Raw genomic sequence first — 25,654 nt, 5'->3', positions numbered from 1 at the left:
GGGGGAGGTGCGCGGCGCCTCGGGGTTTACCCGGAGCGTCGCCGGCCGGAACACATGGTCGGCGGGGGCGGGCGCGCCTCCGTACGGTCCGGTCGGCCGGCGACGGGACCCGGGCGCGCGGGCCCGCACCCGGGTCCCGCGCTCAGGCGCCGTGCGCGGGCCCTCTCGGCCCCCGCCCCGCGGCCTCCCGCTCAGGCCAGGAGTGAGCGTCGTGCCGAGGGGATCAGCGGGCCGGGCACGGCGCGCTGCTTCGGTGCCGCCGTGCCCGTCCAGCAGGTGCCGCGGCGGGCCAGCAGGCGGTGGAGCCAGAGTTCGGTGGAGACCAGGTCGGCGAGACCGTCCAGCGGGACCGGCTCGCCTTCGGAGGCCGCCCGCAGCGCCTTGCGGACCACCCGGGCCTCGATCAGGCCTGCGTCGGCCAGCAGCGGGGCCTCGAAGAGGGCGAGCAGGTCCGGGAGGGCCGCGCGCAGGCCCGCGCGGGCGGCGGCGCCGGCCGCCGGGTTGGGAGTGCCCCAGCCCGGGGGGAGGTCGTGGATGCCCGCACCGGCCAGGACCGTGCGCAGGACGGTCGCCCGGGCGCCGGGCTGGACCCGCAGCGACTCGGGCAGGGCGCGGCAGGCCCGTACGACCTGGTTGTCGAGGAACGGCGCGTGCAGGCGCTGGCTGCGGATCTCCGCCGCCTGCTCCAGGATCCGGTGGTCGTGCGCCGCCCGGGCGAGCGCGGCCCGGGCGCGGGCCTCCCCCGGGCGCTGCACCGAAGTCGGCAGCGTCGCCGCCCGGTTGAGGCGAACCGATACTTCAGCCAGTGCCTCCCCCGTCAGCCAGCGCGCCGCCGGACCGGGCCGTGTCCAGGCCAGGGCGGAGAGGGACGCCTCCAGGGGGCCGAAGGCGCCGGGCGTCGTGCGGTTCGCCTCCAGGACCCGGGTCGCCGCCGCCTCCAGACCGGTCCGGTAGGGGGTACGGGCGAGGCGGCGGGCCGCACGGTAGACCGTGAGCGGCACGAGCAGCGCGCCCGCCGACGTACCGGTGGCCTTGGCCAGCGCCGTCACCGGCCGCACCAGTGATCTGCGCCGGCGGTCCATCAGCAGGTCGGCGAGCCGGGCCGGATGCGCGTCCAGGACCTGGCGGGCGCCCAGGCCGGTGAAGTGGTCCGCGCTGCCGCCCGCGAGCCGCCTGCGGTGCCGGTCGGCGACCACGAGCGAGGGGCCGGGCTCGTCGGTCAGCGGCCCGTCCAGCTCCGCGTACGGCAGGGCCTCCTCGCCCGCCGCGACGACGACGTGGTGCAGTCGCGGGTTGGACGCGATCGCCCGGGCCCGTTCCAGCTCCTCCTCGCGGGCCGCGCCGCCGCCCGTCAGGTCGTTGAAGGTGACGGCGAGCAGCCGCTCCCCCGCGCCCGTGCCGTGTCCCAGGATGGTGCCGGGCACGCCCGGCAGCCCGGCGGCCAGCAGGGCGAGCGTGCCGGAGGCGCTGCCTCCGGACAGGTCGGCGCCGATCCCCGGGGCGGGTCCGCCGCCGCGTGCCGCCCGCCGCTCGGCGGGCCCCATGCCGGGGACGGGTCCCGGGTCCGGCAGCGGGGTCTCCGGCGCGTGCCGGGGTGCGGTGAGCCGGGCCCGTACGGCGTCGACGAGCGCGTCCCGCACGCCCTCCACGGCCTGCCGTGGGTCGACCTGGGGCGCGGCGACCGCGAGCGAGGCGACCGGGTCGTACCCGGTGATCTCGCGGGAGCCCTCGCGCAGGATCAGCGCGTGGCCCGGCGGGACCCGCTTCACGCCCTCGTAGGGCGTGGAGTCGCGGAGCGCCTCGGGGGTCTCGGGGCAGGCGAGCAGGGCGGCGAGATGGCCGATGTCGAGCTGGGCCTCGATGAGGTCGGCGAGCGGCAGGGCGGCGGTGGCGTACGCGGTGCCGTTGGCCCACGGGGTGTGGAACACGGGCCGCGCGCCGGCGAGATCGCCCGTGACGGTGATCCGGCGGCCCACCTGGACGACGGCGGTGTAGCTGCCGGCCCAGGCGGTGAGATGGCGCAGCGCGCCGCCGCGCGCGGCGAACAGGCCGACGCGCAGTTCCTCGTCGCTCGCCGCGCAACACCCCAGGACGGCAAGGCGGGTGTGGGCGTCGGCGGTGACCACGCGCACCTCGTCGGGGCGCCAGTCGCCGACCGCCCACAGCGGGTCGGGGTCACCCCACAGAAGCTGTGCGCCCACCGGGTGCACCGTGCGCCCCTCGGCCGCCGCCCCGCCCACGGCGCCGGCCGTGCCTGGCGTGGCGAAGCTCGCGGCGACACTGCTCCAGCCCACCAGCCATCGCATCGGCGCCTCCACATCGGTCGGTGGAGGAACATGCTGCCACGACAAGAGGGCAGGGGAGGGGCTCCGGGGTCGCGTGTGCGAAAGGCGAATGCGCCCCTGGCATTGGCCAGTTGCTCACCGTCGGCATTCGGCCATTCTCGGCGGGGCCGCGGACCGCCGGCTGTCCGGGAGGCGCTCATCGCCTCCCGGAGCCGTCCGCCGCCCGCGGGGAATGGGGCGGCGGTGTCCCCCAGCCCCCTGGTCCACTGCCAGGCGGGCCGACCCACGCAGCACTCATGGAAGCGCTCCCCCTCCGCCCCGGCGAGAGCGCACGGCCGGGCGCACGGCCACACGCCCGGAGCACGCGCCCGGAGCCGCCCCCGGGGCTCTTTCGCCGCCGACGCCTCTACGCCATCCGCCCGTCATGCGTCTGTTCCCACAACAATCTCGCCATACGGAACTCCGCCCCTTAACGGTAGGGATGCGGCGAACTACGCTGTGTTTACGAATGCCGCACGCCTATGCCCGGCGTCGCGGCGGCCGTCTGGGTGGTCGAGGGGTGGCGTCATGTCCAGGGAGCAACGCGGGCCGAACGAAAAGCTCGGCACGGTTCTCGCCCTCGCGGGAATCAGCAACGCCGGCCTCGCCCGGCGCGTCAACGACCTCGGAGCGCAACGGGGCCTGACGCTCCGTTACGACAAGACGTCGGTGGCGCGGTGGGTGTCGAAGGGCATGGTGCCGCAGGGCGCCGCCCCGCACCTGATCGCGGCCGCCATCGGTCAGAAGCTCGGCCGGCCGGTCCCGCTGCACGAGATCGGGCTGGCGGACGCCGACCCGGCGCCCGAGGTCGGGCTCGCCTTCCCGCGTGACGTGGGCGAGGCGGTTCGTTCGGCCACCGAGCTGTACCGGCTGGATCTCGCCGGCCGGCGCGCCGGTGGTGGCGGGATCTGGCAGTCGCTGGCGGGTTCCTTCGCGGTCAGCGCGTACGCCACCCCCGCCTCCCGCTGGCTGATCACACCCGCCGACTCCTCGGTGGAGCGCCTGGTGACCGGGCCGGGCGAGGAGCCCCTCGACGGGCCGGAGGCCGCGCTCCACGCGCGCGTCGGCCACAGCGACGTCGCCAAGCTCCGCGAGGCCGCCGAGGACGCGCGGCGCTGGGACTCCAAGTACGGCGGCGGCGACTGGCGTTCCTCCATGGTCCCGGAGTGCTTACGCGTCGACGCCGCACCACTGCTGCTCGGCTCGTACTCGGACGAGGTCGGCAGGGCGCTGTTCGGGGCGACCTCGGAGCTGACCCGGCTGGCCGGCTGGATGGCCTTCGACACCGGTCAGCAGGAGGCCGCCCAGCGCTACTACATCCAGGCGCTGCGGCTGGCCCGCGCCGCCGCCGACGTGCCGCTGGGCGGGTACGTGCTCGCGTCGATGTCTCTGCAGGCCACCTACCGGGGCTTCGCCGACGAGGGCGTGGACCTCGCGCAGGCGGCCCTGGAGCGCAACCGCGGTCTCGCCACCGCGCGCACCATGTCCTTCTTCCGGCTCGTCGAGGCGCGGGCGCACGCGAAGGCGGGCGACGCGGCCGCCGCGGGGGCCGCCCTGAAGGCGGCCGAGGGCTGGCTGGAGCGCGCGCGGGACGGCGACGCCGACCCGTCCTGGCTGGGCTTCTACTCGTACGACCGGTTCTGCGCCGACGCCGCCGAGTGCTACCGGGACCTGAAGCTTCCCCGCCAGGTGCGGCGCTTCACGGAGCAGGCGCTGTCCCGGCCGACGGAGGAGTACGTCCGCTCGCACGGGCTGCGGCTGGTGGTGTCGGCGGTCGCCGAGCTGGAGTCGGGCAACCTGGACGCGGCCTGTGCGGCGGGCACGCGCGCGGTGGAGGTGGCGGGCCGGATCTCGTCGGCGCGGACCACCGAGTACGTCCGGGACCTGCTGCACCGGCTGGAGCCGTACGGGGACGAGCCGCGGGTCATGGAGCTGCGGGAGCGGGCGCGTCCGCTGCTGATGGCACCGGCGTGAGCCGAAAGCATGACGTGACGCGTGTCCCAACGGGTTTAACCGGATTGTCAGTGGGTCAGTGCACTATCGGGGTGGGAGGTGGTGCAGGTGTCCGTTCGTGATGTCGACTGCGATGTGCTCGTGATCGGCGGTGGGATCGTCGGGCTGTCGACGGCGTACGCCCTGACCCGCGCCGCCCCCGGCACGCGCGTCACGGTCCTGGAGAAGGAGCACGGTCCCGCACGCCATCAGACCGGCCGGAACAGCGGAGTGATCCACAGCGGGATCTACTACCGTCCCGGCTCGCTGAAGGCGCGGTTCGCGGTGACGGGCGCGGCCGAGATGGTCAAGTTCTGCGCGGAGTACGGCCTGCCCCACGAGGTGACGGGCAAGCTCATCGTGGCCACGGGGCGGGACGAGCTGCCCCGGCTGCACGCGCTCGTGCAGCGCGGCCGGGAGAACGGCATTCCGGTGCGGGAGCTGGGGCCCTCGCAGATCAGCGAGTACGAGCCGCGGGTGCGCGGCCTGGCCGCGATCCATGTCGGCTCCACCGGGATCTGCGACTACGGCGCGGTGGCGGCGCAGCTCGCCGAGTCCTCCGGGGCGCGGATCCTGTACGGCTCCGAGGTCACGGCGGTCGACCGGCGGCCGTGGGGGGTCGCGGTCCGCACGGCGGCGGGCCGGGTGGTGCGCGGACGGGTCATGGTGAACTGCGCCGGCCTGCACTGCGACCGGGTGGCACGGCTGGCGGGCGACGACCCGGAGATGCGGATCGTCCCGTTCCGCGGGGAGTACTTCGAGCTGACGGACGCCTCGCTGGTCCGCGGGCTGGTGTACCCCGTCCCGGACCCGGCGTTCCCCTTCCTCGGGGTGCATCTGACGCGGGGCATCGACGGCGGCGTGCACGTGGGCCCGAACGCGGTGCCGGCACTCGCGCGGGAGGGATACGACTGGTCGGTCGTCCGGCCCGGCGAGCTGGCGGAGACGCTGGCCTGGCCCGGGTCCTGGCAGATCGCCCGGGAGCACTGGCGGTACGGGGCGGGCGAGCTGCGCCGGTCGCTGTCGAAGCGGGCCTTCACGGAGGCGGTGCGGCGGCTGCTGCCGGTCGTGGAGGAGTCCGGGCTGCGCCGCACGGCGGCGGGCGTCCGTGCCCAGGCGGTGCTGCGGGACGGCACCCTGGTCGACGACTTCCTGATCCGCGAGGCGCCCCGCACGGTGCACGTGCTGAACGCGCCGTCGCCGGCCGCGACGGCGAGCCTGCCGATCGGACGCGAGGTGGCCCGCCGGGCGCTGGCCCAGCTGGACTGACCGGGATCCGGTGCGGCCGGACCCTCGGGGCCGTCGCACGCGCCTCGGTCACGTCCACCGCACGAGCCCGGGACCCCTCGGTCACGGCTACCGCACGAGTCCGGGACCCCTCGGTCACGGCCGCCGCCCGGCGCCCGGTCTCGCGTCGGGCACGCTCCCCGTTCCCCGGACGAGCCCCGGGCCACCTGTCGGACACGCCGTAGAATCGAGGCATTGTGTCTGAGTCTCGTGAAGCCACCGCGCACCCCACCGTCGAAGCCGCCTCGCCTGTCGAGCCCGTCGTCGCCCGGCGGGGCAGCCGGATGTTCGCCGCCGGGGAAGGCCCCCTGCCCGACCCCGCCGGATCGCACCACGAGCGGCGCATCCGCAGCTTCCAGCCACGCCGCAGCCGGGTCACCGCGGGCCAGGCGGAGGCGATGCTCAAGCGCTGGCCCGACTGGGGCCTCGACATCGACGGCCGGCGGATCCTCGACCTGCGCGAGATGTTCGGCGGGCTGCCCGTGGTCCTGGAGATCGGTTTCGGCATGGGCGAGGCCACCGCGCGGATGGCCGCCGCCGACCCCGGCACCGGCATCCTCGCCGTGGACGTCCACACCCCGGGGCAGGGCAACCTCCTCGGCCTCGCCGACCGGGGCGGGCTGGAGAACGTCCGGGTCGCCAACGGCGACGCGATCATCCTGCTCCGCGAGATGCTGACCGCCGACGCCCTCGACGGCTGCCGCGTCTACTTCCCGGACCCCTGGCCCAAGAAGCGCCACCACAAGCGCCGGCTGATCCAGCCCGAGTTCCTCACGCTGCTCGCGACCCGGATGAAGCCCGGCGCCGTGCTGCACTGCGCCACGGACTGGGAGCCGTACGCCGAGCAGATGCTGGAGGTCCTCTCGGCGCACCCGGACTTCGCGAACACCGCCGGCGACGGCGGCTACTCCCCCCGCCCCGCGTTCCGGCCGCTCACCCGCTTCGAGGGCCAGGGTCTCGACAAGGGACACGTCGTGCACGACCTCCTCTTCCAGAGGATCTAGGGGGCGTCTTGCCGATCTTGCCGGGCTCGCGGTGTCCTGCGGCTCCGTCTCCGGCCTGATCGACAAGACACCCCCTGGAACTCCCTCGCGGGCTGTCACTCCCGCTGGTTAGGGTCGTACGGTGTCGAACCCCGTAGCCGTACCCGTGCCCGCCCGGGACACCGAGGAGCCCGCGTTCCCCGCCGTCCCGGACCGCGCCCACTGGCGCTACCGGCCCCGCCGGGCCTTCTGGCGCAGCAAGGTGGTCCGGGCCGTCACGGTGATCACCCTGCTCGCGCTCTGCGCCCTGGTGATCCTCGCGATGGTGCGGGAGGAGACGGGAACCGAGGGGTTCCTGGTGGGGCTGGGTCTCGCCGTCCTGCCCGTCCCGCTGCTGCTGGCCGCGTTCTGCTGGCTCGACCGCGTCGAACCCGGCCCGTGGAAGAACCTGATCTTCGCCTTCGCCTGGGGCGCGTTCGCCGCGGCGCTCGTCGCACTGACGGCCAACACGTTCGCGGTCCGCTGGATCGCGACCTCCACCGCCGACCGGGCCTCCGCGGACGCCCTCGGCGCCACCGTCGTCGCCCCGGTCGTCGAGGAGAGCGCGAAGGCCGCCGCGATCCTGCTGATCTTCCTGCTGCGCCGCCGGCACTTCACCGGCCTGGTCGACGGGGTGGTCGTCGCCGGGTTCACCGCCACCGGATTCGCCTTCACCGAGAACATCCTCTATCTCGGCCGCGCCTTCGGCGAGGACCAGGAGATCGGCACGTCCGGCCTCGGCTCGATGACCGCCGGGACCTTCTTCGTGCGGGTCGTGATGTCGCCGTTCGCGCATCCGCTGTTCACCGTGCTCACCGGCCTGGGCTTCGGGTTCGCCGCGCTCGTCGCACGGCGCAAGCGCGTCCGGCGGATCCTGCTGCCGGTGGCCGGCCTCGTCCTCGCCATGGGGATGCACGCGCTGTGGAACGGCTCGGCCGTCTACGCGGCCTGGGGGTTCCTCGTGGTCTACGGCATGTTCATGGTGCCCGCCTTCGGGCTGCTGACCTGGCTGGCGATATGGAGCCGGCAGCGGGAGCTGCGCACGATATCCGGCCAGCTCCCGGCGTACGCGGCGGCCGGCTGGCTCTCCCCGTCCGAGCCGCTCGCCCTCTCCTCGATGCGGGCCCGCTCGATGGCCCGCTCCTTCGCCGCCCGGACGTACGGCCGGCCGGCCGCGCAGGCGGTCGGGGAGTACGAGGCCTTCGCGACGACGCTCGCGTTCCTGCGCCACCGCGCCCAGCGCGGTGACGCGGACCCCGACTTCACGGCGCGCGAGCAGGAACTGCTCCACCACCTCTGGCAGCGCAGGGCCGTCGCCTCGCCCGCGCTGACCTATGCGGCGCGGGCGACCGGCCGGGTCTGGTCGCCGCCTCAGTACCTGGACTACGGCGGCTACAACCCGTACCGCAGCTGAGGAACCGTCCCGTCGGATCATCCCGGTCTCCCGGGAACGACCGGACGGCCCCCGGGGCCGACCCTGCCGGCGCCCCCTGTGCCCCGCCCCGCGGGGCGAACGCTCAGGCGGAGGCCGCGTCCAGTGCCGCCAGCTCCGCCTCGTCGAGCACCAGGTCCGCGACCGCCACCAGGGCCGGCAGCTGCTCGACCGTACGCGCCGAGGCGATCGGCGCCGCGACGGTCGGCCGGGCCGCGAGCCAGGCCAGCGCCACCGTGGCGGGCTCGGCCCCGTGCGCGCGGGCCACGGCGTCGAGCGTGTCGAGCACCGTGCGGCCCCGCTCGGTCTCCAGATGCCGGCCCGCCCCCGCGGCCCGGGCGCTGTCGACCGCGGTCCCCTGCCGGTACTTGCCGGTCAGGAAGCCCGACGCCAGCGCGAAGTACGGCACGGCCGCGAGTCCGGCCCGCTCGGCGGTGTCCAGGAGCTCGCCCTCGTAGGTGTCGCGGGAGACCAGGTTGTAGTGCGGCTGGAGCGCGACGTAGCGGGTGAGTCCCTCGGCCTCGGCGAAGTCGAGGGAGGCCCGCAGCCGCGCCGGGGAGATGTTCGACGCGGCGACGGCACGGACCTTGCCGTCCTTCACCAGCTGGTCGAGCGCGGTGACGATCTCCTCGACGGGCACGGACTCGTCGTCGAAGTGCGTGTAGTACAGGTCGATGTGGTCGGTGCCGAGCCGGCGCAGTGACTCCTCGGCCGCCGCCTTGATCGTGACGGGAGCGAGTCCCTTGTACGAGGGGTGGGCGCCGACCTTGGTGGCGACGACGATCTCGTCGCGGTTGCCGCGGGACGCCAGCCACCTGCCGACGATCGTCTCGGACTCGCCGCCCTGGTTGCCCTCGGCCCAGGCGGAGTAGGAGTCGGCGGTGTCGACGAAGTTGCCGCCGGCGGCGGCGTAGGCGTCGAGGACGGCGAAGGACTGCGCCTCGTCGGCGGTCCATCCGAAGACGTTGCCGCCGAGCGCGAGCGGGAAGACGTGCAGGTCGGAGGAGCCCAGCGGGCGAAGAGAGGTCATGGGTCGGTGAACGACCGGCGGCGGGGCCGCTATTCCGGCGGTCCTGGCGCGGGGTTCGTCGCCAGGGCCGCCGTGGCCGGGGAGGTCCCCGGGAGGATCAGACCGACAGGCCCTTGCTCGCCAGCCAGGCCGCCGGGTCGACGCCGTCGCCGCCCGGGGTGTGGACCTCCAGGTGCAGGTGCGGGCCGGTGACGTTGCCGGTGGCGCCCACGCGGCCGATGGTGTCGCCGGTGCCGACCGACTGGCCCACGCCGACGGTCATCGAGGACAGGTGGCAGTACCAGACCTCGGTGCCGTCCGACAGCTCCAGGACGATGCGGTAGCCGTACGAGCCCGACCAGCCGGCCGACTTGACCGTGGCGCCGTGCACCGCCTTGACCGGCGTGCCCGTGGGGGCCGCGAAGTCCAGGCCGGTGTGGTAGCCGGAGGACCACATCGAGCCGGACTCGCCGTAGGTCGAGGTGAGCGTGTACGAGGACGTGGGCAGCGCGTAGCTGGCGGCGAGCTTGGCCAGGCGCTCGGCCTCGGCCTTCGCCGCGGCCTCCGCCTCGGCCTTCTTCTTCGCCTCGGCCGCCGCCTTCTCGGCCGCGTCCGCCTGGGCCGCGGCCTCCGCGGCGGCCTTCTCGGTCGCCGCCTTCTCCGTCGCGGCCTTCTCGGCGGCGTCGGCGGACGCCTGCTGCTGCTCGGCCTGCTGGAGGATGCGGGCGCGCAGCGCCTCGCCGGCGTCGCCGCCCTCCGTCTTGCGGTCGGCGCCGTCGACGGGCGCGCCGACGGAGGCCGTGAGCGCGTGCAGGTCGTTGCCGGAGCCGGCGGTCGTGTTCCGGTCCTCGTCGCCGGAGATCAGCGCGCCGACGCCGGGCAGGTCCTCGGCGTCCGGCAGGTCGAGGTCGGGCAGGGCTATGGAGACCGGCGGCTTCTCCTGCGCGGTGGCCAGGCCGCCCGCGCCGACGGCCGCGATGACACCGACGCCGAGGACGGTGGAGGAACGGGCGAAGCCCGAGCGCTGCTTGACGACCCGGTGGCGGCCACCGGCCCGGCTCTGCTGGCGGAGGGTCTCCTCGGTGGGGTTCCACTCGCCCGCCGCGCCGTCGGGGTCGGTCCCGGCGGCACCCGAGGCACCGAACGCATGGAAGGGGGCTTCGGGGGCAGGGGTGTTGGACGCCACGGAGGCGTACTCCTTTCCTTCCTTGCCGCCTACCGGGTTAGCTGACGGGTTCGGAGCAGGAAGGTCTCCTACGGGCGCCCTCGCACAGGTGCGAGAGTGTCCGATTCACCCCAAGTGGTGGTTCCCCGGTTCCCTTTCGGAATTCGGCGCGTGCGCACGGTGCCGTCTCTTGCGACGACTGGGACGACCGCGCTGCGTTATCGAACGTTAATAGACACGGGGGTCCGATTCCAAGCTGTTCCTCTTGATCGTTCAAGAGATTGATGCACTACAGGGCGATTTGACCGCCGCTCAGGAGTCATCCGTTCGAGACTCCTTATCTGACGTTGCATCAATTGTTATCGCAGCGGTACCTCGCGACTACGCATGGTCACCCCGCCGGGTCTCCGGGACCGGGGTGGCCGCCTCAGGGCACCACCGGCATCGTCCGGCGGCGCTCCGGCTGGCCCTGCACCGGGCGGCCCACGGCCAGCAGCGCCATGTCGTCCGTCGATCCGCCGCCCGTGTAGCGGCGGACGTCGTCGACCAGCGCGTCCAGCAGTTCCTCCGGACCGGGGAAGATCCGCCCGGCCAGGCGGCCGCCGGGCTCGTAGAAGGCGCCCGCCGCGTCGCGCGCCTCGGACAGCCCGTCGGTGTAGAAGAGCAGTGTCGAGCCCGGCGGGTAGGGGGTCTCGTCGGCCCGGTCCGGCCAGGCGGCCAGCGCGCCCATGCCGAGCGGCAGCGCGGCCTGGCTCGGCTCCAGATGTTCCAGCGCCCCGTCCTGGAGCAGCAGCAGCGGCTCGGGGTGGCCACGGTTCACGACTCGAACGAGACCGTCGCCGCGGGGGATCTCGGCCAGGACGGCGGTGGTGAAGCCCTCGAAGGCGTCCAGGTCGTCCCGGCGGGTCCCCTCCCGGGTCAGCGCCCGCTCGAGTCTCTGCGCCACCCCCTCCAGGGTCGCCTCCTGCTCGGCCGCCTCCCGGAACGCGCCGATCACGACGGCGACGGCCTCGACCGCCTCCAGCCCCTTGCCCCGCACGTCGCCGACGACGAGCCGCACGCCGTACGGGGTGTCCTGGACCGCGTACAGGTCGCCGCCGATGAACGCGTCCGCCTGCGCGGCCTCGTAGCGGGCCGCGATCTGCAGCCCGCCGATCCGCTCGACCGGCGTGGGCAGCACCGCCTTCTGGGCGGTCTCGGCGATCACCCGGGCGGAGGCCAGCTGCCGGCCGCTGCGCTGGACCACGCGGTTGATCACCATGGCCAGCGCGGAGACGGTGATGACCGTGAGGGTCTCGGTGGCCGAGGGCGGCTCCGTGGTGGTGCCGTTGTAGATGTGCAGCCCGACGCACGCCAGCACGGCCGCGATGCCGGTCAGCAGGGTCGTCAGTTTCGAGAAGAAGGGGGCCGCGATGAGCGGCGCGGCCGAGAACATCGGCGCCGCGGTGTACGCCGACGGGGTCGCCAGGTCGAAGACGATGCCGCCGAGGATGACGAGCGGGGGAAGGGCCCGGACGAAGCGGCGGGTCCGCTCACCGCGCGGGCGTGCGGGGCTCCCTGTGCCGTCACCCGCCGATCGCTGCCCCACCTGTGCTCTCCTGCCCGGTCCTTGCACGGCGACGGACCGTACCGCGCCCTCCCCAGCCTGGAGGCCGCCGCCCGGTGCGGCGACCCCCGATGCTCCGATCGGAGGAGCCTCGGCCCTCCCGGGCCGCCGGGAACCCGGCAGCATCGGAAAGACCCTCAGAGGTTCCGCTCCGCGTAGATCTCCATCGCGTCCCGGACCAGCAGCGCCGTGCCCTCGCCGTGCTTGTCGTAGTTGGCGGTGAAGCGCGGGTCGTCGACGTACATCCGGCCGAGGCCGATCACGTAGTCCTTCGACGGCGTCGTGGTGGCCGACAGCCAGCGGACCTGCCGGTGGGCGATCGCCTGCACCTCGTCGCTGTCGGCCGCGAGTCCGTCCCGCGCCGCCTGCCCGAAGTCGCGCGCGATGCCGGCCTGCTCGTCCGTGAACGCCTGCTTCTGCTCGGCGCTGAGCGAGCGCCACCAGCGGTCGCCCTTCTCGTACGCCTCGCGTCCCCAGCGCTCGGTGACCTCCGCCTCGTACCGGGTGTGGTCGAATCCGTCGAACACTTCTTCCGCCATGAGCTCTTCTCCGTTCTCGGTCTTGTGGAGAGTGGTCCGGACGGCTTCGATCTGCCGTCCGATGCGCTCCCGCTCCTGTTCGAGCAGGACGAGATGGGTGCGCAGGGCGGCGGACGGATCCCGCTGCCCCCGCAGGACCTCGGCGATGGCGGGCAGGGACAGCCCCAGCTCGCGCAGCAGCAGGATGCGCTGCAACCGCACGAGCGCCGCCTGGTCGTAGTACCGGTAACCGTTGGCGCCGATCCGGCTGGGTTCCAGCAGCCCGCGTTCTCCGTAGTGCCGGAGAGTGCGGCTGGTGGTCCCGGCCTTCCTGGCGATCTCTTGGATCGACCACTCCATGCCCGAAACGCTAAATCTTGACGTTGCGTAAAGGTCAAGCGCGCGGAAGGGGGATCCGGGCGGGACCGGAAGGGGCGCGGGGGAAGGGGAACACGACGAAGGCCCGGATCCGTGAGGATCCGGGCCTTCGTTTGCTACTGAGTAGCGGGGACAGGATTTGAACCTGCGACCTCTGGGTTATGAGCCCAGCGAGCTACCGAGCTGCTCCACCCCGCGTCGGTGAACATGACCTTACGGCATGGGCGGCGGATACGGAAATCCGTTTCCTCAGCAGCCGCAGTCCTCGGCGTCGACCGGTGCGGTCAGCGGGTCCGCGTCCTTCGTGGCGGGGCCTTCCCACGTCTCGTACGCAAAGCCCTCGCGCACCCAGTACTCGAATCCGCCGAGCATCTCCTTCACCTGGTAGCCGAGCTCGGCGAGGGCCAGTGCGGCGCGGGTGGCGCCGTTGCAGCCCGGGCCCCAGCAGTAGGTGACGACCGGCACCGCCTTGTCGAGGAGCTGCTCGGCCTGCTCGGCGATGAGCGCGGTCGGCAGGTGGATCGCGCCGGGGACGTGCCCCTGGTCCCAGGAGGCGGTGGAGCGCGAGTCGAGCACCACGAAGCCGGGGTCGCCGCCGGCCGCGAGGACGGAGGCGACGTCCGAGACGTCGGCGTGGAAGGCGAGGCTGGCGGAGAAGTAGGCGGCCGCCTCGGCGGGAGCGGCCGGCGGGGTACGAAGTACGGCGTTGACCTGCGCTGTTGTCGTCATGCGTGAAAATCTACGACTCAAGATCACCCCGCTGAAGTGGTGAATCCCGGAGCCGGTGGCGATCGGCCGGGGATTTCCGGGCGTTCGGCGCACGGGGGCGGGGATCTCACGGAGCGGACGGCCGGTGACCGGCCGGCTGTCACACCCGACGGACCTCATCCGTCATGAACGGTGACGGGACACGACGAGGGAGGGCACCGATGGACGAGAAGGATCTCCTGGCCGAGCGCTTCCAGGCCGACCGCGGCCATCTCCGCGCGGTCGCCTACCGGATGCTGGGCTCGCTGAGCGAGGCCGACGACGCCGTCCAGGAGACGTGGCTCAAGCTCGGCCGGTCCGACGTGAGCGGGGTGGCGAACCTCAGCGGCTGGCTGACCACGGTCGTCGGCCGGGTCTGCCTGGACATGCTGCGCTCGCGCGCCTCGCGCCGTGAGGAACCGCTGGAGCACCACGTCCCCGATCCGGTCGTCTCCGCGACCGAGGGCGCCCCGGACCCGGAGCACCAGGCGCTGCGGGCCGACTCGGTGGGTCTGGCGCTGCTGGTCGTCCTGGAGACACTGGCGCCGGCCGAGCGGCTGGCGTTCGTGCTGCACGACATGTTCGCGGTGCCTTTCGAGGAGATCGCGCCGATCGTGGCGCGCACCCCGGCCGCCACCCGTCAGCTCGCCAGCCGGGCCCGGCGCCGGGTCCAGGGCGCGAGTCCCGCCTCGCCGCCGGACGCCGGCCGGCAGCGCCGGGTCGTGGACGCCTTCCTGGCCGCCTCCCGGGGCGGCGACTTCGACGGGCTGCTCGCGGTCCTCGACCCGGACGTGGTGCTGCGGGCGGACGGCGGGACGCTGCGCGCGGGTGCCTCCCAGCGGGTCGTCGGCGCCGAGGCGGTCGTCCGTCAGGCCCTCACCTTCGCCCGGTTCCGCCACGACTCCCGCCCGGTCCTGGTCAACGGCGCCCCCGGTGTCGTCTCGCTCGCGGACGGCCGACCGGCGGCGCTCATGGCCTTCACGGTCGACGGCGACCGGATCGTCGAGATCCACGTCCTGGCGGATCCGGCCCGGCTGGCGGCCCTGTCCCTCGGGTGTCCGGCCCCCGGCACCCCGGCGGCGGGAGCGCCCTCCGCCTGACTCCGCCCCAACCGGCCGCGCGGCCGTGCCCTCTGACGGCGGGACGGCTCATCGCGGGGGTGGTGGCGCGGACGACGAAGCGCCCCGCCCGGTCGGAACCGGGCGGGGCGCTTCGTGGGGGAGGCGAGGCCGTGACCTCGCTCCCCTTCAGGTAGGCCGTGTGGGACTCGAACCCACAACCAACGGATTAAAAGTCCGCTGCTCTGCCAATTGAGCTAACGGCCCTCGGCGCAAGGGCACCCCCGCAGCATAGCCGGATCATGCCCCGCAGCCGATCGGGTATCCGTCCCGGGCGGGTCCCGGGCGGGTCCCGCCCGCCTCTCGGGGGGCGTGGGGCCCTGGCGGGGTGCGGTCGGGCGGCCGGGACGGGCGGGTCGGCGAGTGGACCGGGCGCGGCGCGAGAACGTCACCTCGCCGTCGGCGGGCAGGCGGGGCGGGGACACGCAGCGCCCGCGCCCCGGGCGGGACTTCGACGACACCCCCGGGAACGCCCGAAGGCCCGTCCTCCACCGGTCGGGTGGAGGACGGGCCTTCGTGGTCGTTCAGAGGCTCGCGGCCGAACGGCCGCGGCTCAGTCAGCCGTTGCGCTTCCAGCGGGGCTTCTCGTCGCGGCGCCCGAAGGAGCCGCCGGTGTTCGAGCCGGTGCCGCGGTGGTCGCCGCCACGGTGGTCGTCACGACGGCCGTACGGGCGGTCGCCGCCCGAGCGGAAGCCGCCGGAGGGGCGGTCGTCACGACGGTCGCGGTTGAACGGACGGTCGCTGCCGCGGTGGCCGGCGGCCGGACGGTCGTCGCGGCGGAAGCCGCCGCGCTCGCCGCGGTCGTCACGGTTGAAACCGCCCGAGGGACGGTCGTCGCGGTTGAAACCGCCGGAGGGACGGTCGTTGTCCCGACGGAAACCACCGGAGGGACGGTCGTCACGGCGGAAGCCGCCCGAGGGACGGTCGTCACGACGCTCGAAGGAACGGCCACCGCGGTCGTCACGACGGTCGTCGCGGCGGAAGCCGCCACGGTCGCCGCGGTCGTCACGGTTGAAACCGCCCGAGGGACGGTCGTCGCGGCGGAAGCCACCGGAGGGACGGTCGTTGTCCCGACGGAAACCACCGGAGGGACGGTCGTCACGACGGAAACCGCCGGACGGACGGTCGTTGTCCCGACGGAAACCACCGGAGGGACGGTCGTCACGACGCTCGAAGGAACGGCCACCGCGGTCGTCACGACGGTCGTTGCGGCGCTCGAAGTTGCCGCGCTCGTCGCGGAACGACGGACGCTCCTCGCGGCGCTGCTGCTCCTCGCGGCGCTCCGCCTGGGCGGCGGCCTGCGCGGCCTCGGCGATCTCGGCCTCGGCGGCCTCGGTCACCTCGGCGACGGCGGCCTCCGGGTCCTCGCCCCGCTCGCGCGCGGAACGGGCGACCAGACGGTCGGCCTCCTCGCGGAGCTCGACGGCGCGGCGCTGCAGACGCTCCAGCTGCTTGGTGAGGTCGGCGACCTCACGCTCGGCCTGCTTGGCGGCGTTGTTGGCGGAGTCGGCCTGAACCTCGGTCAGCGAACGCGCACCGGTGATCTCGGCGACCTCCGGCTCGAACGCGCCGGCGCCCTGGACGATGTGGCGCGAGGCGTCGACGCCCGCGTCCTCCATCAGGCGGAAGATCTGGCGACGCTGGTGCGGCAGCGCCAGGGAGACCACGACACCGGACTTGCCGGCGCGGGCGGTACGGCCCGAGCGGTGCAGGTAGTCCTTGTGGTCACCGGCCGGGTCCACGTTGAGGACCAGGTCGATGCCGTCGACGTGGATGCCGCGGGCGGCGACGTCGGTGGCGACCAGCGCGTTGACGTAGCCGTCCTTGAAGTCGGCCAGCACGCGGGTACGGGCGCCCTGCGTCATGCCGCCGTGCAGCGCGTCCGCCTTCACGCCGGCCTCGACGAGCTGCTCGGCGATGCGGTCGGCACCCAGCTGGGTGCGGACGAAGATGATGGTGCGGCCCTTGCGGGCGGCGATGGCGGCGGTGACCGGCGCCTTGTCCTTCGGCTTCACGACGAGGACGTGGTGGCTCATGGTCGAGACGTTGCCCTGGGCGCTGTCGACCTCGTGGCTGACCGGGTCGACCAGGTAGCGCTTGACCAGCGTGGAGATCTCGTTCTCCATCGTGGCCGAGAACAGCATGCGCTGGCCGCCGGCCGGGACCTGGTCGAGCAGCTCGGTGACCTCGGGCAGGAAGCCCAGGTCGGACATCTGGTCGGCCTCGTCGAGGACGGCGGCCTCGACGTTCTCCAGGGAGCAGGCGCCGCGGTTGATGATGTCGCGGAGGCGGCCCGGGGTGGCGACGAGGATGTCGACGCCGCGCTCCAGGGCGTAGATCTGGTTGCCCATGGACGTACCGCCGCAGACGACCTTGATCTTCAGGCCGAGCACGTCGCCGTACGGCTGGAGGGCGTCCGCGACCTGCATCGCGAGCTCGCGGGTCGGGGTGAGGATGACCGCGCGGGGCTTCTTCTTCTCGGTGTGGCCGCCGGCCAGGCGGGCCAGCGTCGGCAGACCGAAGGAGAGGGTCTTGCCGGAGCCGGTGCGGCCGCGGCCGAGGATGTCCTTGCCGGCCAGGGCGTCCGGGATGGTCGCCGCCTGGATCGGGAAGGGGGTGGTGACGCCGTTCTGCGCGAGCTTGCGCACGACGCCCTCGGGCAGGCCGAGGTCGGCGAAGGTGATCGTGGGCTCCGAGGTCTCGTCGGACTCGGCGGCCTGGTCGGCAAGCTCGGTGTCGACGGTCTCGGAAGCCTCGACGGCCTCGACGATCTCGTCGTTCTCGGGCATGACGGCGTGGTCAGAACTGAAAATGGACATGCGAAATGCGAAACCTTCCGGAGTCTCGGCACGCGCCCGTCAACTCCGTGAATTACGCAAATCGACCGCCTCAATGCGGTCCAGCCACGGCTAGGGAGAGTACGCGCCACACGGCGCTCTTCTGTTTCGGCGCCGGGCAATGGGATCAAACGATCTATAACCATACGCACCCTCCCCGCCTCAATGCAAATCCGACCGGGTCACACGGGTCCGACCTGCGGTGATGCCTCCGGCTCCACCGCGACACCGGGCCCGTCGGCGGCCTTCATGGCACCCATGTGGGTGTCGGCGCCGGGGGTCACGGACGGCGGAACGGTCGGCTCGACGGTGGGCTCCGGACTCGGTGTCGGCTCGACCGTCGGTTCGGGCGTCGGCTCCGGCGATCCCGTGGGCGTCTCCGGCCCCCCGCCCGGCGCACTCGGCCCACCGGCACCACCAGCCGCACCCGCCCCACCCGGCACACCGGGTTCGGGCAGGGGCTTGGCCCCGCCACCGGCGCCGGCCGTCGCCGCGGCCGGCGGCTTGCCCGAGGCCGAGGGAGACGCGCTCGCCACCGGCGAGCGGCCGCCCTCGCCGTCCGCGTCCGGCCCGCCGCGACCGGACGTGTCGCGTCCGTTCCCGCCGCTCCGGCCCGACACCCCGATGCCGCCGTCGGACTCGGCCGCCACCTCCTGCTTGCCCGCGGACGCGCCGGGCGCCGGCTTGGCACCCTCGTCCCCGACACTCATACAACCGCTCAGACCGGCGCAGGCGGCGACCGCCAGCGCGGCGGTGGCCCATCTCACAGCAGGGTGGGGCAAAGGGCGCACGGGGGCACCTCCAGGACACAAAGGGCAGGACGCAAGGCGTGTTTCGCTGCCCAACTCCCTCAGTACCGCGAGGGACACGCCCACCGCTCGGCCGGTACGCCGCCGTTACCGCGCCGGCACCGCTCCGGGACGTCCCCGACGGCGGCTCCGGCACCTCCCGGATCCGCCGGCCGAGCCCCGGATCCGTCAGCCGTAACCCAGCGCGTGCAGGCGCGCGTCGTCGATGCCGAAGTGGTGGGCGATCTCGTGGACCACCGTGATCTCGGTCTCCGCGACCACGTCGTCCCGCGACTCGCACATGCGCAGCGTCGGCCCCCGGTAGATCGTGATCCGGTCCGGCAGCACCCCCGCGTACCACTCGCCGCGATCCGTCAGCGGAGTCCCCTCGTACAGCCCGAGCAACTCGGGGTCGTCCGCGGAGGGCTCGTCCTCCACGAACACCGCGACGTTGTCCATCAACCGCGTCAGCTCCGGCGGAATCCGGTCCAGCGCCTCGGCGACAAGCTCCTCGAACTCCTCGCGCGTCATCTCCAGCACCCGCCCATTGTCCCCCCGGAGCAAACCGTTTTGGCGATAGCGGGCGGGATCCCATATGCTTCTCACGTCCCCGAGGCGCTGCTAAGCGCCCAGGTGGGCCCTTAGCCCTCATCGTCTAGTGGCCCAGGACGCCGCCCTTTCAAGGCGGTAGCACGGGTTCGAATCCCGTTGGGGGCACGCAACAACGTGTGCGAGACTAGTGCTCGCACATTGCATGGTCCTGTGGAGCAGTTGGTTAGCTCGCCACCCTGTCAAGGTGGAGGTCGCGGGTTCAAGTCCCGTCAGGATCGCTGAGGCTCTTCGGAGTCTCGTGGCTGGGTAGCTCAGTTGGTACGAGCGATCGCCTGAAAAGCGATAGGTCGCCGGTTCGACCCCGGCCCCAGCCACAATGCAGAAGGCCCCCGTCCGATGGACGGGGGCCTTCTTCGTGTCCGCGTGTCCGGCGCCGTGCGGGCGCACGCGGTGGGGCGCCTCACCCGGACGCCCCACCGCCGTCCCGTCAGATCTCCTCGCGGCGCTCCCGGCTCCCGGTACCGCGCCAGCCCCGCACCGCCAGGACGACCGCCACCAGCGCGACCGCCCCGATGAGCAGCGCCCAGTCCGGCACCAGGCCGCTCACCGACGCCACCCGGGTCTCCACGGCGAACGACTCGTCCACCGTCAGCAGGCCCGGCAGCGCCGTCGTGCCGTCGAAGACCAGGAAGACCGTCCCCAGGAGGACGAAGAAGACGCCCGAGAGCAGCGAGGTGCTGTGCAGCTCGAAGCGGCCCACCCGGAGGGGGCGGCCCCGCAGCCAGCGCCGCCGGCCCAGCTCGTAGCGCTCCCAGAACAGCGCCAGCAGGAAGAGCGGGACGGCCATCCCGAGCGCGTAGACCGCCAGGAGCAGCCCTCCGTACGCGGGGCTGCCGCTCAGCGCGGCCACCGTCAGGACACTTCCGAGGATCGGTCCCGCGCAGAATCCGGCGAGGCCGTAGACCAGCCCGAGCGCGTAGACGGAGACCGCGGTCGTGGGACGGATCCGGCCGCCGGCCTCGGCGATCCGGCGGGAGGCGAAGCCCAGGCCGAGGACCTGGAGCACCCCGAGCAGGATGATCAGCCAGCCGCCGAGGGCCACGAGCAGATCCCGGTGGCCGTAGAACAGCCGCCCGGCGAACGAACCGGCCGCGCCGAGGGGCACGAGGGTGGTGGCCAGGCCCGCGTAGAAGATGCCGGTGCGGGCCAGGAGCCGGCTCGTCGAGTCGATCGAGTACGCGAAGAAGGCCGGGAGCAGCAGCGCGCTGCACGGGCTGAGCAGGGCGAGGAGGCCGCCGAGGAGAGCGGCCAGATAGCCGATGTCGGAGTTCATCGGCCGGGCGTCGCCGTCGCCGAGGGCTTCGCCGCGGCCGCCTTCGCCGCCGCGTCGATGGCCTCCGTGAAGGCCTCCGCGGGCTGCGCGCCCGCGATGGGCCGACCGTTGACCAGGAACGACGGCGTCGAGGTCGCCCCCAGCGAGTAGCCCTGCTCCTGGTCCTTGCTCACCGCCTCGCGGGCCGCGGCACCGTCCGAGTCCCGGGCGAAGCGCGCCGGGTCGGCGATCCCGGCCTCGCGCGCCAGGGCGGCCAGCCGGTCCTTGCCGAAGCCCTTCTCCTTGGCGCCCTGGGCGTAGGCCGCCCGGTGGAACTCCCAGAACCGGCCCTGCTGCCCGGCCGCCCACGCGGCCCGGGCGGCCGCCTCGGACTCCTCGCCGAAGATCGGGAAGTTGCGCCACTCGATGCGCAGGGTGCCCTTCTCCACGTACTTCCGCACCAGGGCGGGCTCGGTCTCCCGGGCGAACTGCGCGCAGTAGCCGCACTTGAAGTCGGCGTACTCGATCAGGACGACGGGAGCGTCCGGCCGGCCGAGTGCGAGCCCGTCGGCGGCGTCGCGGCGGGCGTACGCCTCCAGCTCCGGATAGACACCGTTCGTCGGGTCGGCCGAGACCTCGGCGGCGGACGACGCGGAGTCGGCGGACCGGTCCCCGGAGGGCTTGGTCGCGGTGTAGGAGACGACACCGAGCAGGGCGGCGGCGACCGCCACCCCCGCGACGATCGCGATCGGCCTGGACTTCGAGGCGGGCGTGGCCGGGGAGGAAGGGGACGGGGACATGCGGAAACACTCCTGGACGTGGAGGAAGGGGACGGGCGACGGTGGGCGGCCCGCCTCTACACGCGCAGGATCGACAGCTCCACGGGGGACGGCGGGGCGAGTTCCGGCGGCTCCGGGCCGGGCAGCAGGTCGCGCACGACCTGGTCCGCGTCCCAGCCGCCGGCCGCGCGCGCCCCGGCGAGCAGGGACAGCAGCTCTCCGAGGCCGGCCGGACGCGGGGGTGCGGCCGGCCGGGCGGCGCCGTCGACGGCGTGCCGCTCGCCGCAGCCGGGGGACGCGCCGCCCCCGGCTGTCGCGACCGGAGCGTCCGTCACCGCGGCGGAAGGGGTCGCTGGTGTCGACGCGTCCGGCCTCGCGACCTCCGCGGGCGCGGCGCCCGTCGGGCCGGTGACCGCCGCCGCCGGGCCGGCGCCGCACGCCAGGGCCCCCAGCACCAGGCCCACGAGCGCGGCGAGCGCCGCGAGCGCGCGGGCGGTGCGGGACATGGGGAGAACCTCTCGGGTGGACGTGCCCGAGATATTACGGGCCGCCCGCAGCGCGCCCCGGGTAAATCGGTTCGCCGGTTCTCGGCACGGGGTGCGATCCTGGATTCCGTATGTCTACTTCCTTCGCCGCCCTCCAGTCCGTCCTGGCCGAGGTCTCGCTGCGGGACGCGCACCGGCTCGGCCGCCGCCTCGAGGGCGCCCGCCGCATCCGCAAGCCCGAGGCCCGCGCGGCCGTTCTGGACGAGATCGCCACCGAGGCCGGCCTGGCCAAGGAGCGCGCCGACGGGCGTGCCGCCCGCGTGCCCGCGGTCACGTACCCCGAGCAGCTGCCCGTCTCCCAGAAGAAGGACACGATCCTGGAGGCGATACGCGACCACCAGGTCGTGATCGTCGCCGGTGAGACGGGCTCCGGCAAGACGACGCAGATCCCCAAGATCTGTCTGGAACTGGGCCGCGGCGTGCGGGGCATGATCGGCCACACCCAGCCGCGCCGGATCGCCGCCCGCACCGTCGCCGAGCGCGTCGCGGAGGAACTGAGGACGCCACTGGGCGAGGCGGTCGGCTGGAAGGTCCGCTTCACCGACCAGGTGAACCCCGACGCGACCTTCGTGAAGCTGATGACGGACGGCATCCTGCTCGCCGAGATCCAGACGGACCGCGAGCTGCGCGCCTACGACACGATCATCATCGACGAGGCCCACGAGCGGTCCCTCAACATCGACTTCCTGCTCGGCTACCTCGCCCAACTGCTGCCCAAGCGCCCCGACCTCAAGGTCGTCATCACCTCCGCGACGATCGACCCCGAGCGCTTCTCCCGCCACTTCGGCGAGGCGCCGATCGTGGAGGTCTCCGGCCGTACCTACCCGGTCGAGGTGCGCTACCGCCCCCTCCTGGAGGAGGAGGGCGACGAGGCGGACCGCGACCAGATCACCGCGATCTGCGACGCCGTGGACGAGCTCCAGTCCGAGGGCCCCGGCGACGTCCTGGTCTTCCTCTCCGGCGAGCGCGAGATCCGCGACACCGCGGACGCCCTGCTGAAGAAGCAGCTCCGCAACACCGAGGTGCTCCCCCTCTACGCCCGGCTGAGCCACGCCGAGCAGCACCGGGTCTTCCAGGCCCACACCGGCCGCCGGATCGTCCTCGCCACCAACGTGGCCGAGACCTCGCTGACCGTGCCGGGCATCAAGTACGTGATCGATCCCGGCATGGCCCGCATCTCCCGGTACTCCCACCGCACCAAGGTGCAGCGGCTGCCGATCGAGCCGATCTCCCAGGCGAGCGCCAACCAGCGCAAGGGCCGCTGCGGCCGGACGTCGGACGGCATCTGCATCCGGCTCTACTCCGAGGACGACTTCCTCACCCGTCCGGAGTTCACGGACGCCGAGATCCTGCGGACGAACCTCGCCTCCGTCATCCTCCAGATGACCGCGGCCGGGCTCGGCGAGATCGAGAAGTTCCCCTTCATCGATCCGCCGGACCACCGCAACATCCGGGACGGCGTACAGCTCCTGCAGGAGCTCGGCGCGCTCGACCCGACCGAGAAGGACCCGCGGAAGCGGCTGACCCAGCAGGGCCGCAAGCTGTCCCAGCTGCCCGTCGACCCGCGCCTCGCCCGGATGGTCCTGGAGGCCGACCGCAACGGCTGCGTCCGCGAGGTCATGGTGATCGCCGCCGCCCTGTCCATCCAGGACCCGCGCGAGCGGCCCTCCGACAAGCAGGCGCAGGCCGACCAGCAGCACGCCCGCTTCAAGGACGAGACGAGCGACTTCCTCGCCCTCCTCAACCTCTGGCGCTACATCCGCGAGCAGCAGAAGGAGCGCGGCTCCTCGTCGTTCCGCCGGATGTGCAAGCAGGAGTACCTCAACTTCCTGCGGATCCGCGAGTGGCAGGACATCTACGCGCAGCTGCGGACGGTCGCCAAGCAGATGGGCCTGCACCTGGAGGACGCCTCGGCGGACTTCTCCGCCCCGGAGCAGTCCGTGCACGTCTCGCTGCTCGCCGGCCTGCTCTCGCACATCGGCATGAAGGACGTGAAGACGTCCGGGAGCGACAGCGGCAAGCCCTCCGGCGAAGGCGGCAGGTACCCGGCGAAGAGCGAGTACCTCGGCGCCCGCAACGCCAAGTTCGCGGTCTTCCCGGGATCGGCGCTGTTCCGCAAGCCGCCGCGGTTCATCATGTCGGCCGAACTGGTGGAGACCTCGCGCCTGTGGGCCCGGGTCAACGCCAGGATCGAGCCGGAGTGGATCGAGCCGCTGGCCCAGCACCTGGTCAAGAAGACGTACAGCGAGCCGCACTGGGAGAAGGACCAGGCGGCCGTCATGGCGATCGAGAAGGTCACGCTGTACGGCGTGCCGATCGTGACCGACCGCAAGGTCAACTACGGCCGGATCGATCCCGAGGTCTCCCGCGACCTGTTCATCCGCAACGCCCTGGTCGAGGGCGACTGGCGCACGCACCACAAGTTCTTCGCGGACAACCGCAAGCTCCTCACCGAGGTCGAGGAGCTGGAGCACCGTGCCCGGCGCCGGGACATCCTGGTCGACGACGAGACGCTCTTCGACTTCTACGACAAGCGGGTCCCCGAACACGTCGTGTCGGGAGCCCACTTCGACTCCTGGTGGAAGCACAAGCGCCGTGAGGAACCGGAGTTCCTCGACTTCGAGCGCGAGATGCTCATCAACGAGAAGGCCGGCGCGGTCACCAAGGACGACTATCCGGACTCCTGGCGGCAGGGGCCGCTGAAGTTCCGGGTGACGTACCAGTTCGAGCCGGGCACGGACGCGGACGGCGTGACCGTCCACGTCCCGGTCCATGTGCTCAACCAGGTCACCGACGAGGGCTTCGACTGGCAGATCCCCGGTCTGCGGGAGGACGTGGTCACCGAGCTGATCCGCTCCCTGCCGAAGCCGATCCGCCGGCACTACGTCCCGGCGCCGAACTACGCGTCCCGTTTCCTGGACTCCACCGTGCCGCGCCAGGAGCCGCTGCCCCTCACGCTGGCGCGTGAGCTCCAGCGGATGGTGGGCGTCCCGGTGACGGCGGAGGACTTCGACCTCGCGCGGGTCCCCGACCACCTCAAGATCACCTTCCGGATCGTCGACGAGCGGCGCCGCAGGCTCGCCGAGGGCAAGGACCTGGAGGCGCTCAAGCTCCAGCTGCGCCCCAAGGCCCGGCAGGCCCTCTCCCAGGCCGCCGCGGCCGCCACGGCGGGTCCCGGCGGCTCCGGGCAGTCCCTGGAGCGCACCGGGCTCACCGACTGGACGATCGGCACGCTCACCAAGGTCTTCGAGACCCGGCGGGCCGGCCAGCCGGTCAAGGCCTACCCGGCGCTGGTGGACGCCGGCGACACCGTCTCCGTACGCCTCTTCGACACGGAGGCCGAGCAGGCGGCGGCGATGTGGCGGGGCACCCGGAAGCTGATCCTGCTGAACATCCCGGTGAACCCGGCGAAGTTCGCCTCGGACAAGCTCACCAACCAGCAGAAGCTGGCGCTCTCCCGCAACCCGCACGGTTCGATCCAGGCGCTCTTCGACGACTGCGCGACCGCCGCGGCCGACAAGCTGATCGCGGACCACGGCGGGCCGGTCTGGGACGAGGAGTCCTTCCGCAAGCTGTACGACAAGGTCCGCGCGGACCTCGTCGACACGACGGTCCGGACGGTGGGGCAGGTCCAGCAGATCCTGGCCGCCTGGCAGGCCTGCGAGCGGCGCCTGAAGGGCACGAACAGCCTGGCGCTCATCGCGAACCTCAACGACGTGCGCGAGCAGCTGGCCCGGCTCATGCCGGCCGGCTTCGTCACCCTGACGGGCCTGCGGCGGCTGGCCGACCTGATGCGCTATCTGGTGGCGGTGGACCGGCGGCTGCAGCAGATGCCGACCGGGGTCCAGCGGGACACCACGCGCATGGAGAAGGTCCACGAGATGCAGGACGAGTACGCCTGGCTCCTCGAACAGCTCCCGCAGGGCCGCCCGGTGCCGAAGGAGGTCACCGACATCCGCTGGATGATCGAGGAGCTCCGGGTGAGCTACTTCGCCCACGCGCTGGGCACGGCGTACCCGGTCTCGGACAAGCGGATCGTCAAGGCCATCGACGCGGCGGCGCCCTAGGGCTGTCCGGCGCGTCTTCCGGCCCGGGTCCGGCCGCGGCCTCCGGCTCGGAGGGCGCGGCCGGGAACCCGCCGGAGGGCCCCCGGACAGCCGGGTCGAGGACCTCGCCGACGGTGAGTTCGACCCGGCGTCTGACCTGCTGTACAGTCTTCCTCGCAGCCGCTTCCCAGCGAAGC

At 73.2% G+C, this 25,654-nt stretch carries 18 protein-coding genes, 5 tRNA genes and 1 riboswitch; of the genes, 9 read left to right on the top strand and 14 right to left on the bottom strand.

From position 1 onward, the window contains the following. Positions 1-191: 191 nt before the first annotated feature. Positions 192-2,306 (bottom strand): asparagine synthase-related protein, encoded by a 2,115-nt coding sequence (locus tag ACGFZF_RS35135; protein ID WP_393560998.1) that lies wholly within the window; start codon positions 2,304-2,306, stop codon positions 192-194. A gap of 546 nt (positions 2,307-2,852) precedes the next feature. Between ACGFZF_RS35135 and ACGFZF_RS35130 the strand changes: the two genes are divergently transcribed. From ACGFZF_RS35130 to ACGFZF_RS35115, 4 genes are all read left to right on the top strand, one after another. Next, positions 2,853-4,298 carry an MFS transporter gene (locus ACGFZF_RS35130; RefSeq protein ID WP_393560996.1) on the top strand — a complete coding sequence of 482 codons (1,446 nt, stop codon included), beginning with the start codon at positions 2,853-2,855 and terminating at the stop codon, positions 4,296-4,298. A gap of 87 nt (positions 4,299-4,385) precedes the next feature. Continuing rightward, a complete protein-coding gene (lhgO, locus tag ACGFZF_RS35125; protein ID WP_393560994.1) occupies positions 4,386-5,585 on the top strand; it encodes an L-2-hydroxyglutarate oxidase in 1,200 nt (399 codons plus the stop codon). Between the two features lie 302 nt (positions 5,586-5,887). Then, positions 5,888-6,607, top strand: a complete 720-nt coding sequence (trmB, locus tag ACGFZF_RS35120; protein ID WP_356601405.1) for a tRNA (guanosine(46)-N7)-methyltransferase TrmB — start codon at positions 5,888-5,890, stop codon at positions 6,605-6,607. Between the two features lie 121 nt (positions 6,608-6,728). Further along, entirely contained in the window at positions 6,729-8,039 is a 1,311-nt protein-coding gene (locus tag ACGFZF_RS35115) for a PrsW family intramembrane metalloprotease (protein ID WP_393560993.1), read from the top strand. 103 nt (positions 8,040-8,142) lie between these two features. Here the strand turns inward: ACGFZF_RS35115 and ACGFZF_RS35110 are convergent, their stop codons facing one another. From ACGFZF_RS35110 to ACGFZF_RS35085, 6 genes are all read right to left on the bottom strand, one after another. Next, positions 8,143-9,087, bottom strand: a complete 945-nt coding sequence (locus ACGFZF_RS35110; protein WP_393560991.1) for an aldo/keto reductase — start codon at positions 9,085-9,087, stop codon at positions 8,143-8,145. 97 nt (positions 9,088-9,184) lie between these two features. Next, positions 9,185-10,252, bottom strand: coding sequence for a M23 family metallopeptidase (locus tag ACGFZF_RS35105; RefSeq protein WP_393560989.1), 1,068 nt, complete (start codon positions 10,250-10,252; stop codon positions 9,185-9,187). 11 nt (positions 10,253-10,263) lie between these two features. Beyond that, positions 10,264-10,411, bottom strand: a riboswitch (cyclic di-AMP (ydaO/yuaA leader). Between the two features lie 247 nt (positions 10,412-10,658). Continuing rightward, entirely contained in the window at positions 10,659-11,963 is a 1,305-nt protein-coding gene (locus tag ACGFZF_RS35100; protein WP_393560987.1) for a PP2C family protein-serine/threonine phosphatase, read from the bottom strand. A gap of 11 nt (positions 11,964-11,974) precedes the next feature. Then, on the bottom strand, positions 11,975-12,715 hold the full coding sequence (locus ACGFZF_RS35095; protein WP_393560985.1) for a MerR family transcriptional regulator: 741 nt from the start codon (positions 12,713-12,715) through the stop codon (positions 11,975-11,977). A 142-nt stretch (positions 12,716-12,857) separates the two neighbouring features. Then, positions 12,858-12,931: transfer RNA gene (locus ACGFZF_RS35090), tRNA-Met, on the bottom strand. 51 nt (positions 12,932-12,982) lie between these two features. Next, entirely contained in the window at positions 12,983-13,462 is a 480-nt protein-coding gene (locus tag ACGFZF_RS35085) for a rhodanese-like domain-containing protein (protein ID WP_393560984.1), read from the bottom strand. A gap of 200 nt (positions 13,463-13,662) precedes the next feature. Between ACGFZF_RS35085 and sigJ the strand changes: the two genes are divergently transcribed. Continuing rightward, positions 13,663-14,580 carry an RNA polymerase sigma factor SigJ gene (gene sigJ / locus ACGFZF_RS35080; RefSeq protein ID WP_393560982.1) on the top strand — a complete coding sequence of 306 codons (918 nt, stop codon included), beginning with the start codon at positions 13,663-13,665 and terminating at the stop codon, positions 14,578-14,580. Positions 14,581-14,732: 152 nt separating this feature from the next. On the opposite strand, the gene ACGFZF_RS35075 is transcribed toward sigJ, so the two are convergent. From ACGFZF_RS35075 to ACGFZF_RS35060, 4 genes are all read right to left on the bottom strand, one after another. After that, positions 14,733-14,805: transfer RNA gene (locus tag ACGFZF_RS35075), tRNA-Lys, on the bottom strand. A 350-nt stretch (positions 14,806-15,155) separates the two neighbouring features. Continuing rightward, on the bottom strand, positions 15,156-17,417 hold the full coding sequence (locus ACGFZF_RS35070) for a DEAD/DEAH box helicase (RefSeq protein WP_393560980.1): 2,262 nt from the start codon (positions 17,415-17,417) through the stop codon (positions 15,156-15,158). Between the two features lie 200 nt (positions 17,418-17,617). After that, positions 17,618-18,202 carry a hypothetical protein gene (locus tag ACGFZF_RS35065; RefSeq protein ID WP_393560979.1) on the bottom strand — a complete coding sequence of 195 codons (585 nt, stop codon included), beginning with the start codon at positions 18,200-18,202 and terminating at the stop codon, positions 17,618-17,620. A 210-nt stretch (positions 18,203-18,412) separates the two neighbouring features. Then, positions 18,413-18,763 (bottom strand): metallopeptidase family protein, encoded by a 351-nt coding sequence (locus tag ACGFZF_RS35060; RefSeq protein ID WP_393560978.1) that lies wholly within the window; start codon positions 18,761-18,763, stop codon positions 18,413-18,415. A 104-nt stretch (positions 18,764-18,867) separates the two neighbouring features. Between ACGFZF_RS35060 and ACGFZF_RS35055 the strand changes: the two genes are divergently transcribed. From ACGFZF_RS35055 to ACGFZF_RS35045, 3 genes are all read left to right on the top strand, one after another. Then, positions 18,868-18,940, top strand: a tRNA-Glu gene (locus tag ACGFZF_RS35055). 39 nt (positions 18,941-18,979) lie between these two features. Beyond that, a tRNA-Asp gene (locus tag ACGFZF_RS35050) sits at positions 18,980-19,053 on the top strand. Positions 19,054-19,075: 22 nt separating this feature from the next. Continuing rightward, positions 19,076-19,149 (top strand) — tRNA-Phe (locus ACGFZF_RS35045). A 113-nt stretch (positions 19,150-19,262) separates the two neighbouring features. Here ACGFZF_RS35045 and ACGFZF_RS35040 read toward each other — a convergent pair. The 3 genes from ACGFZF_RS35040 to ACGFZF_RS35030 are packed head-to-tail and all read right to left on the bottom strand — an operon-like array spanning position 19,263 to position 21,372. Beyond that, on the bottom strand, positions 19,263-20,108 hold the full coding sequence (locus ACGFZF_RS35040) for a cytochrome c biogenesis CcdA family protein (protein ID WP_393560976.1): 846 nt from the start codon (positions 20,106-20,108) through the stop codon (positions 19,263-19,265). Continuing rightward, the gene (locus tag ACGFZF_RS35035; RefSeq protein WP_393560974.1) at positions 20,105-20,887 is read right to left on the bottom strand and encodes a DsbA family protein; all 783 of its coding nucleotides are present in this window, start codon (positions 20,885-20,887) and stop codon (positions 20,105-20,107) included. The genes ACGFZF_RS35040 and ACGFZF_RS35035 overlap by 4 nt, the downstream gene beginning before the upstream one ends. 56 nt (positions 20,888-20,943) lie before the next feature. Beyond that, positions 20,944-21,372: a hypothetical protein gene (locus tag ACGFZF_RS35030; RefSeq protein WP_393560972.1), complete on the bottom strand. Its 429-nt coding sequence runs from the start codon at positions 21,370-21,372 to the stop codon at positions 20,944-20,946. 110 nt (positions 21,373-21,482) lie between these two features. Here ACGFZF_RS35030 and hrpA point away from each other — a divergent pair, with 110 nt between their 5' ends. Then, complete coding sequence (gene hrpA, locus ACGFZF_RS35025; protein ID WP_393560970.1) at positions 21,483-25,478, top strand: ATP-dependent RNA helicase HrpA; 3,996 nt, start codon at positions 21,483-21,485, stop codon at positions 25,476-25,478. Positions 25,479-25,654: the final 176 nt, after the last annotated feature.

Source organism: Streptomyces sp. NPDC048338 (genome assembly GCF_043201055.1).
GTDB lineage: Bacteria > Actinomycetota > Actinomycetes > Streptomycetales > Streptomycetaceae > Streptomyces.
This window is presented reverse-complemented; position numbering and strand designations above follow the sequence as displayed.

Coding starts and splice junctions, on each gene's coding strand:
- ACGFZF_RS35040 (WP_393560976.1), bottom strand. CDS start 20,108: ATGAACTCCGACATCGGCTATCTGGCCGCTCTCCTCGGCGGCCTCCTC.
- ACGFZF_RS35100 (WP_393560987.1), bottom strand. CDS start 11,963: ATGCTGCCGGGTTCCCGGCGGCCCGGGAGGGCCGAGGCTCCTCCGATC.
- ACGFZF_RS35085 (WP_393560984.1), bottom strand. CDS start 13,462: ATGACGACAACAGCGCAGGTCAACGCCGTACTTCGTACCCCGCCGGCC.
- ACGFZF_RS35095 (WP_393560985.1), bottom strand. CDS start 12,715: ATGGAGTGGTCGATCCAAGAGATCGCCAGGAAGGCCGGGACCACCAGC.
- sigJ (WP_393560982.1), top strand. CDS start 13,663: ATGGACGAGAAGGATCTCCTGGCCGAGCGCTTCCAGGCCGACCGCGGC.
- trmB (WP_356601405.1), top strand. CDS start 5,888: ATGTTCGCCGCCGGGGAAGGCCCCCTGCCCGACCCCGCCGGATCGCAC.
- ACGFZF_RS35135 (WP_393560998.1), bottom strand. CDS start 2,306: ATGCGATGGCTGGTGGGCTGGAGCAGTGTCGCCGCGAGCTTCGCCACG.
- ACGFZF_RS35110 (WP_393560991.1), bottom strand. CDS start 9,087: ATGACCTCTCTTCGCCCGCTGGGCTCCTCCGACCTGCACGTCTTCCCG.
- hrpA (WP_393560970.1), top strand. CDS start 21,483: ATGTCTACTTCCTTCGCCGCCCTCCAGTCCGTCCTGGCCGAGGTCTCG.
- ACGFZF_RS35130 (WP_393560996.1), top strand. CDS start 2,853: ATGTCCAGGGAGCAACGCGGGCCGAACGAAAAGCTCGGCACGGTTCTC.
- ACGFZF_RS35070 (WP_393560980.1), bottom strand. CDS start 17,417: ATGTCCATTTTCAGTTCTGACCACGCCGTCATGCCCGAGAACGACGAG.
- ACGFZF_RS35030 (WP_393560972.1), bottom strand. CDS start 21,372: ATGTCCCGCACCGCCCGCGCGCTCGCGGCGCTCGCCGCGCTCGTGGGC.
- ACGFZF_RS35035 (WP_393560974.1), bottom strand. CDS start 20,887: ATGTCCCCGTCCCCTTCCTCCCCGGCCACGCCCGCCTCGAAGTCCAGG.